General features: G+C 64.2%; 17 protein-coding genes. 11 read left to right on the forward strand and 6 right to left on the reverse strand.

Annotated features, from left to right (window positions below; all coding sequences use genetic code 11):
* Nucleotides 1–88 precede the first annotated feature (88 nt).
* Nucleotides 89–1,495, forward strand: a complete 1,407-nt coding sequence (locus VMP31_RS03315) for a CSLREA domain-containing protein (protein ID WP_325504049.1) — start codon at nt 89–91, stop codon at nt 1,493–1,495.
* 79 nt (nt 1,496–1,574) lie between these two features.
* Nucleotides 1,575–2,933 (forward strand): CSLREA domain-containing protein, encoded by a 1,359-nt coding sequence (locus VMP31_RS03320; RefSeq protein ID WP_325504051.1) that lies wholly within the window; start codon nt 1,575–1,577, stop codon nt 2,931–2,933.
* 3 nt (nt 2,934–2,936) lie between these two features.
* Here the strand turns inward: VMP31_RS03320 and VMP31_RS03325 are convergent, their stop codons facing one another.
* Nucleotides 2,937–4,274, reverse strand: coding sequence for a DEAD/DEAH box helicase (locus tag VMP31_RS03325; RefSeq protein WP_325504053.1), 1,338 nt, complete (start codon nt 4,272–4,274; stop codon nt 2,937–2,939).
* 243 nt (nt 4,275–4,517) lie between these two features.
* Between VMP31_RS03325 and VMP31_RS03330 the strand changes: the two genes are divergently transcribed.
* The 3 genes from VMP31_RS03330 to VMP31_RS03340 are packed head-to-tail and all read left to right on the forward strand — an operon-like array spanning nt 4,518 to nt 6,500.
* The gene (locus VMP31_RS03330) at nt 4,518–5,126 is read left to right on the forward strand and encodes a LemA family protein (protein WP_325504132.1); all 609 of its coding nucleotides are present in this window, start codon (nt 4,518–4,520) and stop codon (nt 5,124–5,126) included.
* Nucleotides 5,126–5,857: a TPM domain-containing protein gene (locus tag VMP31_RS03335; protein ID WP_325504055.1), complete on the forward strand. Its 732-nt coding sequence runs from the start codon at nt 5,126–5,128 to the stop codon at nt 5,855–5,857. The genes VMP31_RS03330 and VMP31_RS03335 overlap by 1 nt, the downstream gene beginning before the upstream one ends.
* Nucleotides 5,858–5,882: 25 nt before the next feature.
* Nucleotides 5,883–6,500, forward strand: a complete 618-nt coding sequence (locus tag VMP31_RS03340) for a TPM domain-containing protein (protein ID WP_325504057.1) — start codon at nt 5,883–5,885, stop codon at nt 6,498–6,500.
* Between the two features lie 298 nt (nt 6,501–6,798).
* Here the strand turns inward: VMP31_RS03340 and VMP31_RS03345 are convergent, their stop codons facing one another.
* Both VMP31_RS03345 and VMP31_RS03350 read right to left on the reverse strand, forming a co-directional pair.
* On the reverse strand, nt 6,799–7,416 hold the full coding sequence (locus VMP31_RS03345; protein ID WP_325504059.1) for a 3'-5' exonuclease: 618 nt from the start codon (nt 7,414–7,416) through the stop codon (nt 6,799–6,801).
* A gap of 3 nt (nt 7,417–7,419) precedes the next feature.
* Nucleotides 7,420–7,899: an NYN domain-containing protein gene (locus VMP31_RS03350; protein WP_325504061.1), complete on the reverse strand. Its 480-nt coding sequence runs from the start codon at nt 7,897–7,899 to the stop codon at nt 7,420–7,422.
* Nucleotides 7,900–8,417: 518 nt separating this feature from the next.
* Between VMP31_RS03350 and VMP31_RS03355 the strand changes: the two genes are divergently transcribed.
* A complete protein-coding gene (locus VMP31_RS03355) occupies nt 8,418–9,080 on the forward strand; it encodes a YciC family protein (RefSeq protein ID WP_325504063.1) in 663 nt (220 codons plus the stop codon).
* A gap of 29 nt (nt 9,081–9,109) precedes the next feature.
* Nucleotides 9,110–9,544 (forward strand): VOC family protein, encoded by a 435-nt coding sequence (locus VMP31_RS03360; RefSeq protein ID WP_325504065.1) that lies wholly within the window; start codon nt 9,110–9,112, stop codon nt 9,542–9,544.
* 153 nt (nt 9,545–9,697) lie between these two features.
* Here the strand turns inward: VMP31_RS03360 and VMP31_RS03365 are convergent, their stop codons facing one another.
* Both VMP31_RS03365 and VMP31_RS03370 read right to left on the reverse strand, forming a co-directional pair.
* On the reverse strand, nt 9,698–10,540 hold the full coding sequence (locus VMP31_RS03365) for an SDR family oxidoreductase (RefSeq protein ID WP_325504067.1): 843 nt from the start codon (nt 10,538–10,540) through the stop codon (nt 9,698–9,700).
* 37 nt (nt 10,541–10,577) lie between these two features.
* Nucleotides 10,578–10,817: a CDGSH iron-sulfur domain-containing protein gene (locus VMP31_RS03370; protein WP_325504069.1), complete on the reverse strand. Its 240-nt coding sequence runs from the start codon at nt 10,815–10,817 to the stop codon at nt 10,578–10,580.
* A 111-nt stretch (nt 10,818–10,928) separates the two neighbouring features.
* Here VMP31_RS03370 and VMP31_RS03375 point away from each other — a divergent pair, with 111 nt between their 5' ends.
* From VMP31_RS03375 to VMP31_RS03390, 4 genes are all read left to right on the forward strand, one after another.
* Nucleotides 10,929–12,020 (forward strand): endonuclease/exonuclease/phosphatase family protein, encoded by a 1,092-nt coding sequence (locus tag VMP31_RS03375; RefSeq protein ID WP_325504071.1) that lies wholly within the window; start codon nt 10,929–10,931, stop codon nt 12,018–12,020.
* A 105-nt stretch (nt 12,021–12,125) separates the two neighbouring features.
* The gene (locus tag VMP31_RS03380; RefSeq protein WP_414705425.1) at nt 12,126–12,872 is read left to right on the forward strand and encodes a substrate-binding periplasmic protein; all 747 of its coding nucleotides are present in this window, start codon (nt 12,126–12,128) and stop codon (nt 12,870–12,872) included.
* Between the two features lie 275 nt (nt 12,873–13,147).
* Nucleotides 13,148–13,807 (forward strand): transporter substrate-binding domain-containing protein, encoded by a 660-nt coding sequence (locus VMP31_RS03385; protein WP_325504075.1) that lies wholly within the window; start codon nt 13,148–13,150, stop codon nt 13,805–13,807.
* Between the two features lie 98 nt (nt 13,808–13,905).
* Nucleotides 13,906–14,676: a transporter substrate-binding domain-containing protein gene (locus tag VMP31_RS03390; RefSeq protein ID WP_325504077.1), complete on the forward strand. Its 771-nt coding sequence runs from the start codon at nt 13,906–13,908 to the stop codon at nt 14,674–14,676.
* Nucleotides 14,677–14,685: 9 nt separating this feature from the next.
* Here the strand turns inward: VMP31_RS03390 and hrpB are convergent, their stop codons facing one another.
* Nucleotides 14,686–17,223 carry an ATP-dependent helicase HrpB gene (gene hrpB / locus VMP31_RS03395; RefSeq protein ID WP_325504079.1) on the reverse strand — a complete coding sequence of 846 codons (2,538 nt, stop codon included), beginning with the start codon at nt 17,221–17,223 and terminating at the stop codon, nt 14,686–14,688.
* Between the last annotated feature and the right edge of the window lie 19 nt (nt 17,224–17,242).

Genomic DNA, 17,242 nt, shown 5'->3' on the forward strand with positions numbered 1-17,242 from the left:
ACCAGTACCTGATCGCCCAGGTCAGATTTATTCCCCACGCGGAAACCCTGTCTTCTCCGCGCAGCCGCTCGTCTGCCGGAGAATCACCATGCATCTCACACACCTTAGCCATTGTCTTGGTGCCGCCGCCCTCTACGTCTGCAGCCTGTCGCTGCAGGCGGCCGAACTGCCAGTCACGACCACCGAGGATGAGCATGACGGCATCTGCGATGCCCACTGCTCGCTGCGCGATGCGGTGAGCACGGCCAATCGCCAGCCAGGCCCCGACCTTATCCTGCTGCCGGCCGGACGCTATGTATTGAGCCTGCTCGCCGAATTCGGCGAACCCGGAATTCGCTATGACGAGGATGCCAACCTCAATGGCGACCTGGATATCAGCGATGCCCTGAACATCCGCGGCACCGGTAGCGAGTCGACCATCATCAGCGGCATCGACCCGGCCCAGCCGCCCTACCGCAACGACCGCCTGCTGGAAGTGTTGAGCGGTGCCAGTCTGCACCTGCAAAGCCTGGCTCTGGAAAACGGTCGCAGCGCATTCAACGGTGCCGCGGTGGAAAACCATGGCCAACTGCATTTGCTGCGGGTTCGGGTGCAAGGCAACCATGCCGCGACCAGCAACCCGAGCTATCGCGAAATCGTCGGCGAGGAAGGCTATAGCTACGGCCAGGGCGGCGGCATCGCCAACTACGGCAGCCTGGAGGTTTACTCCTCGGACTTTCTGCAGAACCGCTCGCGCGGCGACATGGACGACAACCTCGGTCGCGGCGGTGCCATCTTCAACCGCGGCAACCTGTTGGTGCGCGACAGCAACTTCCTGCGCAACCAGGCCTCGGACGAAGCCGAACGCTCCGTCGGCAGCGGTATCTTCAACGGCGGGCGGGCGGATATCTCCCGCAGTACCTTCTTCGCCAACAGCGGTTCGGAAGGCGGCCGCGGCTTCGCCATCGCCAACGACGACAACGGCGAGCTGAAGCTGACCAACAGCACCCTCAGCGGCCACGTAGGCACGGGCGGCGCGCTGAGCAACGGCTACTACAGCAATCCGCCGAGCAATGACCCCAAAGCCACGCTGATCAACGTGACCATTGCCGGTAACACCGGCTACGGCGTGCAGAACAGCGGCCAGTTGCTGATTCGCAACAGCCTGATCGCCGGTAACCTCGGCTATTTTGGCGACGAGGTGACCAACTGCCTCAATCAAGGCCCCAGGTATCGCTACCAAGCCATTGGCTTGCTGCTCAATAGCGAGCCGAGCAACTGTTCGGCCGACCTTTACCTGCCCTACGAGCAGACCTTTACCAAATTGCTACTGCCCCTGGCCGACAACAACGGCCGCACCCAGACCTATGGCCTGCGCCGCGGTAGCCTGGCCCTGGACAGCGGCGTCGGCTCCTGCACCCAGCACGACCAGCGCCGCCTGACCCGCCCACGCGACGGCAATGGCGACGGAGTGACGGTGTGCGACCTGGGCGCGTTTGAGCGGGCCAGGCCTTAGTCCGACGCACCCCCTACCCATGCACGGAAGCCAAGCAGTGTTCGCGCCCTACGCACGGCCCAGGCCGAATGGAGTCACCATGCTGCTCTCCCACCCCCGTCGTTTTCACGCTCCGCTACTTGGCCTGCTACTCGTGCCGCTGGCCGCATCCGCCTTGGATATTCAGGTCAGCAAAACCGAGGACAGTCTTGATGGCGCTTGTGATGTCGACTGCTCGCTGCGCGAAGCCGTAGTACTGGCCAATAGCACCCCAGGAGCGGACCGCATTAGCCTGGGTGCCGCTACCTACAGCCTGACCCTACCCACCCCACGCGACAGCGAGGGCTTCGATATCCTCGAAGAGGACGCCAACCTCAATGGTGATCTGGATATCACCGGCACCCTGGAGATCATCGGCGCGGGGGCCGAGCAGACACTCATCGACGGCAACAACAACGACCGCCTCTTCGAGGTGCTCAGTGGTGCCCGCCTGGTTCTGCGCAATCTCACCCTGCTCAACGGCCGCACCTCCGCAGCGGGCGGCGCGTTGCAGAACCATGGGCACAGCCTGTTGCACCATGTTCACCTGCGCGCCAACAAGGCTACCCATCCATTCAGCCGGGGCGGGGGCGGTGCAATCGACAACCAGGGGATGCTGGAGGTGTACTGGGCGAACTTTCAAGACAATTACACCAGCTTCGGCGACTCCGGCCTTGCCCTTGGCGGGGCGCTGTTCAATCAGGGGGAACTGCTGGTACGCGACAGCCTGTTCAACAGCAACTTTACCAGTGGTGACGATGTGGTCGCCCTCGGCGGTGCGTTGTTCAACATCGGCGTCGCCGACGTGGCGCGCAGCAGCTTCCTGTATCACTCGGCGAACGGCCCCGGTGCCACCATCCGCAACGATGGCAGCGGCGTACTCAAGCTGACCAACGTCACCGTCTCGGGCAATAGCTTCAGCAGCGCATCCGACAACGACGCGGCTGTCGCCAACGGCTCCTACTACCCGATGTATGCCGGCGTGCCGTCCATGCAGTTGATCAACGTGACCATTGCCAGTAACCAAACCCTGGGGCTGCTCAACTACGGCACGCTGCTGATCCGCAACAGCCTGATCGCGGGCAATACGGGTTACTACGAGGACAACCTCAACTGCCTCAATGGCGGCGACGTCTACACCTATCAGGCGCGCGGCCTGCTGCTGGGCAATGGGCCGGGCAACTGCACCGCCGATCTCTACATCGAAAACGCCAACACCTTTACCCGCCTGCTTTACCCGCTTGCCAGCAATAACTCCACATTACCCTCGCACGCGCTGCGCAAAGGCAGCCTGGCGGTGGACGCCGGTATCGGCTCCTGCACTGCCCATGATCAAAGACGCCTGACCCGGCCGCGCGATGGCGATGGAGACGGCGTGGCTCGTTGCGACCTCGGTGCCTACGAGCGGGCCAAGCCGTAGCGGTTAACGCTTCTTGGAAGTGGGCCTGGCAGGCGAGCCCAGGCTCGGCACCTTGCGCACGGCCTTGACCGACGGTGCGGCCGGCTCATCTGCCTCCATCCAACGGCCCAGGCTGCCGCCCTTGCCGCCGCCGACTACTTTCGGCTTCTTGGCCTTCTTCGGCTTTTTCACTACCTGGCCACCGGGCAGGGTCTGCGGTACGCGGTGGTCGGGGATAAAGTCCGGCTCGTCGATGCGCTGCAGCACTTGCTGGGTCAGGGTTTCGATGGCCGACAGCAGCTGCACTTCATCGGCGCACACCAGCGATACCGCCTGCCCCACCGCGCCGGCACGGCCGGTGCGGCCGATGCGGTGCACATAGTCCTCGGCGACGATGGGCAAATCGAAGTTGACCACCAGCGGCATATCGTCGATATCCAGGCCGCGGGCCGCCACATCGGTGGCCACCAGCACCTTGACCTCGCCATCCTTGAACCGTTGTAGGGCGCGCTGGCGGGTGGCCTGGGGTTTGTCGCCGTGGATCGAGTCGGCGCTGATGCCGTGGCGCTGCATCTCGGCTTCCAGCTCGTCGACGCCCTTGCGGGTTTTCACAAACACCAAGGCCTGGCTCCAGCGTTTGGCCTGATACAGGTGCAGAAACAGCTCGCTCTTGCGCTTCTTGTCCACCGGGATCAGCCATTGCTTGACCGACTTGGCGGCGGCGTTGCGCGGGCTGACCTCGATGCTCAGCGGATCATTGAGCATCTCACCGGCCATGCTGCGAATCGCTTCGGAGAAGGTCGCGGAAAACAGCAGGGTCTGGCGCTTTTTCGGCAGTGCGCGGAACACACTTTCCAACTCGTTGGCAAAACCCAGGTCGAGCATGCGGTCGGCTTCATCCAGCACCAGGGTTTGCACCTGGTTGAATTTCACCGCGTTCTGCCGGTAGAGGTCGAGCAAGCGACCAGGGGTGGCCACCAGCACGTCGAGGCCCTTGCGCAGCTTCATCATCTGCGGGTTGATGCTGACCCCGCCATACACCGCATAACTGCGCAGCGGCAGGTCCTGGCCGTAGGTGATAAAGCTCTGCAGCACCTGCTCGGCCAGCTCACGGGTCGGTACCAGCACCAGGGCGCGCACCGAGTTGCTGGCAACCTGCGGCCCTTCCATCATCAGCCGTTGCAGCACGGGCAGGGCAAAGCCTGCGGTTTTGCCGGTGCCGGTCTGCGCTGCGGCCATCAGGTCGCGGCCCTGGAGGATCGGCACAATGGCCTGAGCCTGCACGGCGGTGGGGGTTTTGTAGTCGAGGCTATCGAGGGTGCGCAGCAGGGGCTCGATCAAGCCGAGGGAAGCGAAGCTCATGGGGGTAACCAGCAAGGCAAATAGACGGATGCGCGCAGTTTACCCTGCCCGGAGCCGAGCATCGCGTTTCTGTTGCGCAGGTGGCCCGCGCCTCGGGAAGAACAACGAATCTTCCGCGCGCAGGGCTGTCGAACGTCACTCGCTGTCCTTATCCGACAGCCGTCGCGCTTGGCTTATCCGCCGAGGGCGCGTTAGGGTGGCCCTCTTTTTCACGACTGAAATGGAAATCGACGAATCATGCAGATGCAGACAACAGCGGGATATGGGTTCAGTGGGCGGATAGCCGCCCTGCTGGTGATGGCAGTGCTGCTCAGCGGCTGCGGCATCAACAACATCCCCACCTACGACGAACAGGTCAAAGCGGCCTGGGCCCAGGTGGAAAACCAATACCAGCGGCGTGCCGACCTGATCCCCAACCTGGTGGAAACCGTCAAAGGCTTCGCCAAACAGGAGCAGGACACCCTGGTCGCAGTGATCGAGGCGCGGGCCAAGGCCACCTCCATTCAAGTGGACGCCAGCACCCTCAACCAGCCGGAAAAAATGCGCCAGTTCGAGCAAGCCCAGCAGCAATTGAGCGGTGCCTTGAGCCGCTTGATGATGGTCTCCGAGCGCTACCCGGATCTGAAATCCAACCAGAACTTCCTCGCCCTGCAGTCGCAACTGGAAGGCACGGAAAACCGCATCGCGGTGGCCCGACGCGATTTCATCACCACGGTCGAGCGCTACAACACCGAGCTGCGCACCTTCCCCGGACGCATCTGGCATAGCCTGATGTACGGCGAAATGCAGCCGCGGGCGAACTTCGAAGCGACCACACCGGCGGCGGAAAAAGCCCCGGAAGTGAAATTCTGATGGCAGCCGCACTGCGCTTGCCGCTGTTTCTGCTGCTGTGCGCCTGGGCCTGGCTGGCCCAGGCGCAACCCGAGTTTCCGGCGCTGAGCGGGCGTGTGGTGGATCAGGCGCAGATGCTCGACGCCGCCACCGTGGCCCGCCTGACAGAGCAGCTGGCGGCCCACGAGAAGGCCAACGGCGAACAGCTGGTGGTGGTCACCCTGGAGAATCTGCAAGGGTTGCCGATCGAGGATTTTGGCTATCAGCTGGGCCGCCACTGGGGCATCGGCGAGAAAGACAAGGACAACGGTGCTCTGCTATTGGTCGCCCGCGACGAGCGCAAATTGCGCATCGAGGTCGGCTACGGCCTCGAGGGTCGCCTGACCGATGCGCAGTCTTCGGTGATCATCAACCAGGTGATCACCCCGGCATTCAAAAGCGGCGACTACGCCCAAGGCATTAGCGACGGCGTGGCGGCGATTCTCCAGGTGCTCGGCGGCGAGCCGATGGTGGAGGTCGAACGCGCGGATGGGGCCAAGGAAGAGAAACCCCCGGCCCTCCTGTTCTTCGTCCTGATGATGGTTGTCATGGGCCTGATCGGCGGCGGCGGTGGCCGTGGACGTCGTGGCGCACTGGCAGCAGGCCTGCTGGGTGCGAGCCTCGGCCGCGGCGGTTTCGGTGGCGGTGGCGGCGGTGGTTTTAGCGGCGGTGGCGGCAGCTTCGGTGGCGGCGGCGCTTCCGGCGGTTGGTAATTCAATTCAACGAGTAAAAAACCCCATGGCCTTATTGAATGAAAGCGAACAGCGGCAGGTCGCCGCGGCGATCAACGCGGTCGAGCGCGAGACCGATGCCGAACTGGTCACAGTACTCGCGGCGCGGGCCGACGATTACACCTATATCCCCTTGCTCTGGGCCAGCGTGCTGGCACTGCTGGTGCCAGGCGCGCTGAATTATTTTGGTGGCTGGCTTAGCGCCCAGGAGCTGCTGCTGGTGCAATGGCTGAGCTTTGCCGGCTTGAGCCTGCTGCTGCGCACCCCGGCGCTGACCAGCCGCTTGATCCCCCGCGCGGTACGCCATTGGCGCGCGGCCAATATGGCGCGCCGGCAGTTTCTCGAACACAACCTGCACCACACCACAGGTGCCACCGGCATGCTGATCTTCGTCTCGGAGGCCGAGCACTACGTGGAGATTCTGGTCGACCGCGGCATTTCCGCCCATCTACCCGACGAAACCTGGCAGGCGATAGTCGCGACCTTTACCCAACAGGTGAAACAGGGCCAGACCCTGCAAGGCTTTCTCGGCTGCATCGAGGCCTGCGGCGCACAGCTCAAGCAACATGTGCCAGCCACCCACCAACGCAACGAACTGCCCAACCATCTGGTGGTGCTGTCTTGAGGTCAGGGCACCTCGGTGCTCACAGATGCCTCGCTGGGCTTCGCAAGCTCAGCGCCAACCTACGCGGCCTTGTAGCCCGGATGAAATCCGGGGCATCGGTGGTAGCCATAAGGCCATCCCCGGATTGCATCCGGGCTACGGGTCTTACGCCACCTCGGGGGCCAACGGTGGACAAGGCTTCGCCATGTCCTCCCTACAAAAGCGATACCTGGAAGCCCGGACAGGTTGGCGCATTCCGGGGGTTGGGGTGCCCCGTAGGAGCGGCCTTGGCCGCGATCAGCGAATAAATACCTATCCGCTAGAACCCACGCACCCGCTGCAGCGCCTGGGCCATTTTGGCGGCGGGGACTTTTTGCAGGCTGCAGAGCAATGAGTGGGACACCTCGGCAAGGCCATGACGCTCGCGCAGCAGCGCGGCCATAAAGCAGGTCAGGTTGGCGGCCATTTCCGCATCGGCCAGGGCCCGGTGAGCCTGGCCGGTGTCGGGCAAGCCGATCCAGCTATTAAGGTTGCCGAGTTTGTGACTGGGGGCCATGGGCAGCAGCCGGCGCGCCAGCAGCAGCGAGCAGGCGAAGGGTTGCACCCGGCGACGGCGTACCAGGGCCAGTTCGGCATCCCAGAACTTCTGGTCGAAACTGGCGTTGTGCGCCAGCAACGGTCGCTCACCGACGAAGTCCGCCACCTCGTTCATCACCTGAGCGGCAGGCGGGGCGTTGCGCAGCATGGCGTTGCTGATACCGGTGAGCTGCTCGATAAAGGGCGGTACCCAGGCACCGCTGTTCATCAGGCTCTGGTAACGGGCAACGATCTGCCCACCTTCGACTATCACCACACCGATCTCGGTGGCGCGGGCCTGCTGGGCCGGCGACAGGCCGGTGGTTTCGAAATCGAGTACGGCGATGGAATCTGCAAGCATTTATCAGTTTCTCAGCAACAGGCTGCCTTCGATCGGCACATAGCGGCTGGCGGCGCGCACCAGCGATTGCGCGGTCAGCCCCGGCACGCCGTAGGCCACCGCCTCGACACCGTGGCTGCCGCGAATCTTCTCCAGTAGCAGGTCGAAGTCGCCATCGCCGGAGGCCAGTACCACCTGATCGACCCGTGGCGCGGCGTCCATGATGTCGATGGTGATGCCCACGTCCCAGTCGCCCTTGGCCGAGCCGTCGCTGCGCTGGATATAGGGTTTGAGCTTCACGGTAAAACCGAGGTTGCGCAGAATCTGCTGGAACTGCTGCTGCTTGGCATCGCCACGGTCGATGGCATAGGCATAGGCCTCGACTATCTGCCCGTGCTGGCTGATATCGGCCCACAGCGCGGCATAGTTGAAGTGGCAGCCATAGGCCTGGCGCACCGTGTAATAGAGGTTCTGTACATCGGCGAATACGGCGATCTTCTTCACCGGCAATCCTCGTGGCTATGCATTAAGCGCCGGGCAGTATGCCAGAAGGCGCAGCACGCTGGCCGCAAAAGGCCCAGCCGGTGATCAGTCGGCAGCGCTGCGTTGGAGCCATACCCGCCAATCGGCGAGCAGGTAGTTGAAAAACGTAGGCGACGACTGCATGGATGCAGGAGGTATAGCGAAGCAGGAAGCCCGAGCCGAGGCAGGCAAGACAATACCGATGGCGGCGTCACAAAAACAGGCGAGATACGTAGCGCAGCGTAGTAACAGCCAACGGCTGACCCGCAGGGTGAGCGCAGCGAATCAAGCGGACTGGGCTCGCACCCGAGTTTACGGACTGTAAACGAGCATTACTCGTTTCACTCGCCCTTCGGGTCGCGCTAAAGCGCGTTAGCCGCAAGCGGCTTTCCGAGCCTGTTTTTAACGCCCTGTCTTTTCAATGAAAAGGGCCAACGTAGGTAGTTTTTCAACGGCCTGCTAAAGTGGCGGCCTGCCCTTTGACACGACGCCATCCCTCGATGAATCCGCTCCACGTGCTCCGCGATTCCTGGTTCTTCTTCAGCCATAACCTGCTGGCCATCGCCCGTCTGTGCCTGCCGCTGATTGTGCTGGAGAGCCTGTTTCTGCAACAGGTGAGCAGCCTGGTCGATAGCGAGTCGGCCGCCGCCTCGCGGATTCTCGCCGGCCTGCTGTTCTACCCGCTGTATGCCGCCGCATTGATCCTGTTTCTCGATGCCCGCAGCAACGGCCAAACGCCCCGCGCCCGCGACCTGTTGGCATTCAGCCTGCGCCTGTGGCCGAGCTTTGCCCTGCTGGCCGCCCTAAGTACTCTGGCGATTCTGCTGGGGGCCTCGCTGTTCGTATTGCCGGGGCTGTGGCTGATGATCAAGCTGGCCTTTGCCGAATACCTGCTGGTGCTGCGCGGCCTCGGCCCGCTCAAGGCCCTGCGCGAAAGCTTCGAGATGACCAACGGCTACTTCTGGCCGATTCTCTTGTGCGTGCTCGGCGTGATGCTGCCGCTGTGGCTGTTTGAAGCCTGGGTGCAGGAGAGCGCCGGGCTGGATGCCGAGCCCCTCGCCAGTCTCCTGCTGAGCAGCATGAATCGCTTTGTGCAGCTATTCTCGAGTGTCGTGTTATTTCGACTGTTTATGCTGCGCAGCACCCAGCCCGCTATCGAGTGAAGGCAGCTACACCTCAAGGAGGACGGCTCATGGCTGACGCCAATCCCAGCATCCTTTCCCATCTATCCATCGGCACCAACAATTTCGAGCAGGCCACCGCCTTCTACGATCAGGTGCTGGCCACCCTGGGCTGCAAACGCATCCTCGCCCACCCTGGTGCCATCGCCTACGGCCGTGAATACCCGGAGTTCTGGGTGCAGACGCCCATCGACGGCCAACCGGCGAGTATCGGCAACGGCAGCCATTTCGGCTTTGTCGCCCCAAACAAGGCTGCCGTGCATGAGTTCTACCGCGCCGCGCTGGACGCCGGGGCCACGGACGAAGGCGCGCCCGGCCCCCGCGCCGAATACGGCGAGCCCTATTACGGCTGCTTTGTCCGCGACCTCGACGGGCACAAGATCGAAGCGGCGTTCTGGGATCTGGACCAGGTGTACGAGCTCTATATCGAGCCCCACGAGCACTGACAGCGCGGCTTAACAGGCCGTTGAAAAATGTAGGCGAGGCAGCCGAGACAAGGCAAAAACAGGCGAGGAAGCGGAGTTTACGAGTTGTAAATGAGCATTCCGAGCCTGTTTTTAACGCCGTATCGGCAACGTAGGTAGTTTTTCAGCGGCCTGTTAATGGCCGCCCGGACGCGGCTTCATGCCTGACAGCCGCGGCAACAGCACCCGCTCGAACAGCCGCGGGAAGAACCGCGCCAGTACCCGTGCCCGCCAGTCGACATTGGACAGCACCAGCAAGCGCCGGCGCTTCAGGGCCCCATGGTAGATGGCTTCGGCGACATCCTGCGGCGACGCCACCTTGCCCATCGCCAGCGGCGGCTGCGCAGCCACCGAACCATCCCCCACCAGGGCATTCTTGCGCAGGTCGGTGGCGGTAAAGCCGGGACACACCAGCATCACGTTGACCCCCGAGCCTTTGAGTTCATAACGCAGAGTTTCGAACAGCCCGTGCAGGGCATGCTTGCTGGCGTTGTAAGCGCTGCGATAGAGCAGCGGCGCAAAGCCGGACAGCGAGCTGAGCACGATGATCTGCCCGCCCCGGGCAATCAGGCTGGGCAGGGCCGCCTTGGTGCAATGCAGGGCCCCGAAGTAGTTGACCGCCATGATCCGCTGGAACACCGCCAGCTCGGTATCGGCGAAGCTGCTGCGGTGGGTGATGCCGGCGTTGTTGACCAGCACGTCGATGCCGCCGAAGCGCTCGACGGTCAGGGCCATGGCGCGCTCCACCGCCGCGGCATCGGCGACATCGCAGAGCACACCGAGGGCCTCGGCGTTGTGGTGATCGGCCAGGTGCTGCACCAGGCTGTCCAGGGCCTGCTGCTGCAGGTCGAAGATCACCAGGCGGGCACCGGCCTGGGCCAGACGCACGGCCAGCGCGCGGCCGATGCCGGCACAGCCGCCGGTGATAACCACGACCTTGCGGTCGAATACCTTGTTGGCGAATACCTTGCGATACATGGCTGTCCCTTACGCGCGGCTGACGGTAAAGGCGCTACTACAACCTGTTATGGCTGCCATCGCAACAGGGCGGCGTCTGGCTGTGCTTGCAGCCGCAGAAGAACAGCTTGCCATCCGTCTCGGCGCGGTAACACAGGGGCGTGATGCCGCTGCCCTTATGGCTGCCATCGCAGAACGGCTGGGCGGCGCTGCGGCCACAGCGACACCAGAAATAATCCTGCCCGGCCTGCACATCCACCGCATAGGGGCCGCGCTGGGCAATGATCGGCTCGGACATACCTACCTCCCGCAGTAGCTGGGGCAACTGGAAGAACATCGGCACCCGGGGGCATCTCGGGTATGCTCGATGACTTCAGCATAGCCCAAGCCCCTGCGCCCCGACCCGCCCATGCCCCTGTCTCGCCTTCTGTCCATTACCCTGTTCAGCCTGCTGAGCCTGTTCTGCATCCTTGCCGCGCTGATCTACGCCCTGACCTGGCGACCCGCGCCGCGGGAGACCGCGGCCGTCGAGTGCCAGAGCCAGGCCCCGCTGCTGCAGCCGGGCCAGGCGCTGAAGGTGATGACCTGGAATATCCAGTACCTGGCCGGCAAGAACCATGTGTTCTGGTACGACCTGGAAGGCGGCAGCGGCCCGGATCTGCGCCCCAGCAGCGCCGATCTGGCCTTTACCCTGGATGAAGTGGTCCGGGTGGTGCGCGACGAACAGGCGGATATCGTCCTCCTGCAAGAGCTGCACGACGGGGCCCGGGCCAGCGACTACCAGGATCAGCTGGCCCTGCTGCAGAGCCGTCTGCGCGACCTCTACCCCTGCAGCACCCAGGCCTTCTACTGGAAAGCCGGGTTCGTCCCGCACCCGAAGATTCTCGGCAGCGTCGGCATGAAACTCGCCACCCTTAGCCGCTACCAGATCGAACGCGCCGAACGCCTGCAACTGCCGCAGATGCCCGGCAACCTGATCAGCCGCCAGTTCAACCTCAAGCGCGCCCTGCTGGTCAGCTACCTGCCGCTGCGCGGCGGCGGCGAACTGGCAGCGATCAACACCCACCTCGATGCCTTCGCCCAGGGCGACGACACCATGCAGCAACAGGTGGCCATGACCGGCAGCCTGCTCGACCAGTTGCAGGGCCGCGGCACGCCCTGGGTGCTGGGCGGTGACTTCAACCTGCTGCCAGCCGGCCAGTACCAGCGCCTGCCCGCCGAACAGCGCAGCTGGTATGCCCCCCGCAGCGAACTGCAGCAACTGGCCGCGCGCTACCCGATGGTCCCCAGCACGGCCCAGGCCAGCGGCCCTGAGCAAGCGGCCTGGTACACCCACGCCCCCAACAGCGCAGGCCCGCCCCAGGCCGACCGCACCCTCGATTACCTGTTCCACAGCCCGCAACTGACGCTGCTCGATGGACAGGTCAGGCAGCACGACACCCTGGAGATTTCCGACCACCTGCCGCTGCTGGCCCGCCTGCTACTGCCGGCAGTGGACTAATCTGTAGCAGCAATCGACTGGACAAAATCAACGGCCCTTAGCCATGCTTGGCCGTGACTGCATTAAACAAAAAACGGCATAAGAGCCGCAGTACGTGCCTATTTGATGCCAAGATTTCTCTGCCTCATGCTTGTCGCCCTGTGCTGGTCCGCGACAAGCCACGCCGACGCTCCCGCCCGCACCGTGCAACCACTGGTGCAGATGGGCTATTACGAATTTCCGCCCTACTCCTACAGCGACAGCCAGGGACGCCCCAGCGGGGCCATTCTGCACCTGACCAAGCGCCTGCTCGAGCACGCCGGCTATGCCGTCGTCACCCGCGCCTACCCCAGCGCGCGGCTGTACAGCGGCCTGCAGGACGGCAGCGTGCATATCTGGCCGGGAGCCCCGGGCAAGCGCGAACTGCTCGAACACACCCTGGAAACCCGCACCGTGGTCGGTGAAATCGCCCTCAACCTGTACTTTCGCAAGGACACCCTGCTGCCGCGTCTGCCGGATGACCTGAAAAACAGCGGGGTGATCATGATTACCGGTTACACCTACTGGGAACCGGTCAACCAGATGATCAACGACCCGCGCCTGGCCATCGAACAGCATCGCACCAGCACCCACACCGCCGCCCTGGAAATGCTCCAGCGCCACCGCGCAGATTATTTGCTCGACTACCAGACCCCGGTGGAACAGGCGCGCCGACGCCTGGGCATGGGCGAATTGCCCTTTATCCAGCTGCAGCGCATCCCCCTGAAGCTGATCATCTCGCGCCACACCCCTGGCGCAGAAGCCTTGCGCGACGCTCTCGACCGCGCCTACGAGGAGCTACAGGCGGCCGGTGCCGACTTGAGCCTGCCCTAACCCACCGCGCGAGGGGACGGGTCGAACATCGCGCAGCACATCACGGGTGCAGAGCCTTAAATAAGGATTAGGCTCAGATTCTTGGGCTCTTGCGGGAGCGGACTTACCCGCGAATTTCGCGACTGAAGCCGCGCCCACGGCAGGTGCAACAGCTAACGGCGGCAAAGCCTGAAAATAACGGCACGGCGAGGTGACCCATGCGATTATTTTTCTGCCTTCTGTTCTGCAGCGCCCTGCGCTGCGGGACGAGCCTCGCCGAGGAGGCTCCAAGGCCGTTGGTCACGATTGGCTATTACGAATTTCCGCCCTACACCTACACCGACGCTGAAGGTCGCTCCGTGGGTGCCGCCCTGGTTCTGCTCCGGCGCCTGCTGGACAAGGCCGGCTACCGCGGCGAGTTCCGCGGCCTGCCCAGCGCGCGACTGTACGCCGGCCTGCGTGACGGCAGCGTGCACATCTGGCCGGGCGTGGCCGGCAAGGAAGTACTGCGCGATCAGGTACTGGAAAGCAATCGCGAGCTCGGCAAACTCGACCTGGTGCTCTACCGCCGCCCGGGCATGCCGCCACTCAAATTGCCGGAAGAACTGGCCGGGCGCAGCGTTATCGTGATCAGCGGCTACACCTACTTCAAGCCTTTCAGCGACTGGCTGCAAGACCCCAGGCTGAACCTGCGCATCCACAGCACCAGCAGCCACGGTGCCGCCCTGGAAATGCTCCAGCGCCATCGCGGCGACCTCCTCCTCGACTATCGCACCCCAGTGGAGCTGGCCCGTCGCCAACTCGACATTCCCCCCGTGCCGTACCAGGTCCTGTATCGGCTGACGGCTAAACTGATCTTCTCCAACAAAGCCCCCAACGCCGTAGCCCTGCGCGATGCGCTGGACCTGGCTTACGAGCAATTGCAGGCAGAGGGCGCGGATTTACGCCTGTATTAAACGCGCCGCCCGTCGCGACAAGCGGCATATCCACCATCCAACAGCCGCCTGCTAGGCTAAAACTGTTAACGCAGCCCCCTCATGGAACGACGGCACGCATGGCCAACAAACAGAAATTCCTCATCATCAAGATAGCCTGCTGGCTATTGGCAGCGACGCTCACGGCCACGGCCCAGGGCAGCCCCTTTATCACCCTGCATTACAACGAACGCGCGCCTTACCTGCAGACCCTGGACAACGGCGAGATAGCAGGCCTTACCGCGACCCCCGCGGCGCAGGCCCTGCGCCACGCCGGCATTGACTTCAAATGGGAGAAAACCCCTTCCAACCGGCAGATTCAGCTCCTCGAAAGGAACGCAGGGGCGGACTGTATGGTCGGCTGGTACAAAAATCCGCAGCGCGAGCTGATCGGCAATTTTTCCCTGCCCCTGTATCAGGACAAGCCGACCATTGGCCTGGCGCTGTTCAGCAATATCAACATCGACAGCGGCAGCCCCCTGGCGCAGGTGCTGCAAAACCGCGAACTGCGCCTACTGGTCAAGGATGGCTACTCCTACGGCGAACATATCGATGCGCTTATTCACCAGCTCGATCCCCGGCGCATGAAAACCACGGTGGAAAATATCAATATGCTGCGCATGATCGCCCTCGACCGCGCCGACTACTTCTTTATCGCTGAGGAAGAGGCCAGCGAACTGATCCGCCACTCCGAATTCGACCCGGGCGACTTCAAATATATTCGCTTCAGCGACAGCCCCGACGGCGGCCAGCGTCATATGTGGTGCAGCAAGCAGGTTCCCCAGCACAGCCTGGACAGAATCAATCAGGCCATTGCCGAACTGCGCCCCTCAGCCAGCCCACAGCCTTGAGCGGGCCTACTATTTACGCGGTTTGGCCCGCGCCGTTGGCTCGGCGATCAGCGGGTCATCGGGCCAGTAATGCTTGGGATAACGGCCCTTGAGATCCTTCTTTACCTCGGCGTAGGTGCTGCGCCAGAAGTTGGCCAGGTCCTGGGTCACCTGCACCGGACGGCGTGCCGGCGACAGCAGGTGCAACTTGACCACCTGGCGGCCACCGGCGATACGCGGCGTATCGGCCAGGCCGAACAGCTCCTGCAGGCGCACCGCCAATACCGGTGGCTGCTCGCTGTAATCCAGGCCGATGCGCGAGCCGGACGGCACCTGCACAGCGCGTGGGGCCAGTTCATCCAGGCGCGACGGCAACGGCCAGGGCAGCAGATTGTGCAGCAGCCCGGGCAAATCCAGATTGGCGAAATGACTAAGGCGGGTGACCCGGCCCAGATAGGGCTGCAGCCAGTGCTCCAGGCTGGCCAGCAACGCGGCATCGCCAACATCCGGCCACTCACTCTGGCCCTTACCCGCCAGGTCGAGACCGCGCAGCAACGCCACCCGCGCCTGCCATTGGCGCAGCTCCGGGGTCCAGGGCAGCAGCGCCAGGCCTTTGCGCCGCACCAGGCCGAGCAGGGCCTGGCTGCGCCGTTGTTCATCCAGCCCGGCAAGGGCCTCACGGGCCAGCACCAGCTCGCCAACCCGGCGCTGGCGTTCGGCCCGCAGCGCGCCTTCGCGCTCGTCCCAGTCGAGCACATCAAGATCACTGACCTGCTCGGCCAGCACGCTGTCGAACAGCTGCGGATCGAGGTCGGCGGCCAGATAGATGCGCTCCTCGCGCTGGCCCTGACGGCTGCCGAGGTCGGCCACCACCAGCCAGCTGTGCTTCATCAAGGCATCAGCTTCGGCAAACAGCGCCGCGCGGCCGTTGGCCAGGCGATATTCCGCGCCACCGGCACGGCGCTGCTGGGCGATCCGGTCCGGGTAGGCGAATGCCAGCAACGCACCCAACCAACGCGGATGCTCGGGGTCACTGACCGCCTGTGGGCTGGGCCGACGCTTGAGGTAACCGTGAAACTGCCGGGCCAGTTGCCGGGCACGCTGTACCCCACCTTGAGCGGCCCCTCGGGCACCGCGCGACTCACCCGCCAGCAGGGTCAGGCGACTGTGCAGATCGGCCCCCGCACCGCGCAGAATATCGCGCTCGCCGAGCAGCGCGGCCAGGTCGCAGGCCAGTGGGCCAAGGCCCAATTCCTGGCCACGTAGCAGCAGGTGGGCGATCCGTGGATGAGTCGGCAGCTCAGCCATGGCCTGGCCGTGGACCGTCAATACGCCCTGGGCATCCACCGCGCCCAGGCGCGCCAGCAATTCCATGGCCTGGGCATAGGCCGCCGCCGGCGGTGGATCGAGCCAGACCAGCTCGGCCGGCTGCACGCCCCAGCGCACCAGCTGCAGCGCCAGCCCGGCGAGATCGGCCTGGAGAATTTCCGCCGCACCGTAGGCCGCCAGCTGTTCGTGCTGAGCCTGGGACCACAGCCGATAGCAAGCCCCCGGCTGCAGACGGCCGGCGCGACCGGCGCGCTGGGTGGCCGAGGCGCGGGAAATACGCTGGGTGTCCAGGCGGGTCATGGCGCTGTTCGGGTCGAAGCGCGGCACCCGCGCCAGGCCGGCATCGATCACTACGCGCACGCCGTCGATGGTCAGGCTGGTTTCGGCGATATTGGTCGCCAGCACCACCTTGCGCCGCCCCGCGGGGGCCGGCTCGATGGCGGCGCGTTGGGCGCTCAGCTCCAGCTCGCCATGCAGCGGGCAAAGCAGAATATCCGTGCGCCCATCCAGGGCCGTGGCCAGCTGTTCGGCAACCCGGCGGATCTCCGCCTGGCCGGGGAGAAACACCAGCAGGCTGCCCGGCTCGTCGGCCAGGGCCTGCAGCACCGCCTGCACCACCCGTGGCTCAAGCCAGTCGCCGGGCTGGAACGGCGTTCCCCAGCGGGTCTCCACCGGGAACATGCGCCCTTCGCTGCGCAGCACCGGCGCATCATTGAGCAGCCCGGCCAGGCGCTCGCCTTCCAGGGTCGCCGACATCAGCAATACCTTCAGCGGCGGCTCGCCGGAATCCGCATCACGCAACATCGCTCGGCCGTTAAGGCACAGGGCCAGGGCCAGGTCGGCATCCAGGCTGCGTTCGTGGAATTCATCGAAGATCACCAGCCCCACGCCTTCCAGCGCGGGGTCGTCCTGCAGCCGCCGGGTCAGTATGCCTTCGGTGACCACTTCGATACGGGTGCGCGGGCCGACTTTGCTGTCCAGGCGGATGCGATAGCCAACGGTTTCCCCCACCTGCTCGCCCAGCTCGCTGGCCAGGCGTTCGGCAGCGGCGCGCGCGGCCAAGCGGCGCGGCTCGAGCATGATGATGGTCTGCCCGGCCAGCCAGGGCTGATCCAGCACGGCCAGGGGCACGCGGGTGGTCTTGCCGGCACCGGGCGGCGCTTCCAGTACGGCTTCGTGGCGGCTGGCCAGGGCCGCGCACAGGGCGGGTAAAAGGCCATCGATAGGCAGGGAAGTCATGAAGGCTCCAATCGGGGGG

This window comes from Pseudomonas sp. (assembly GCF_035512415.1).
Lineage (GTDB): Bacteria > Pseudomonadota > Gammaproteobacteria > Pseudomonadales > Pseudomonadaceae > Aquipseudomonas.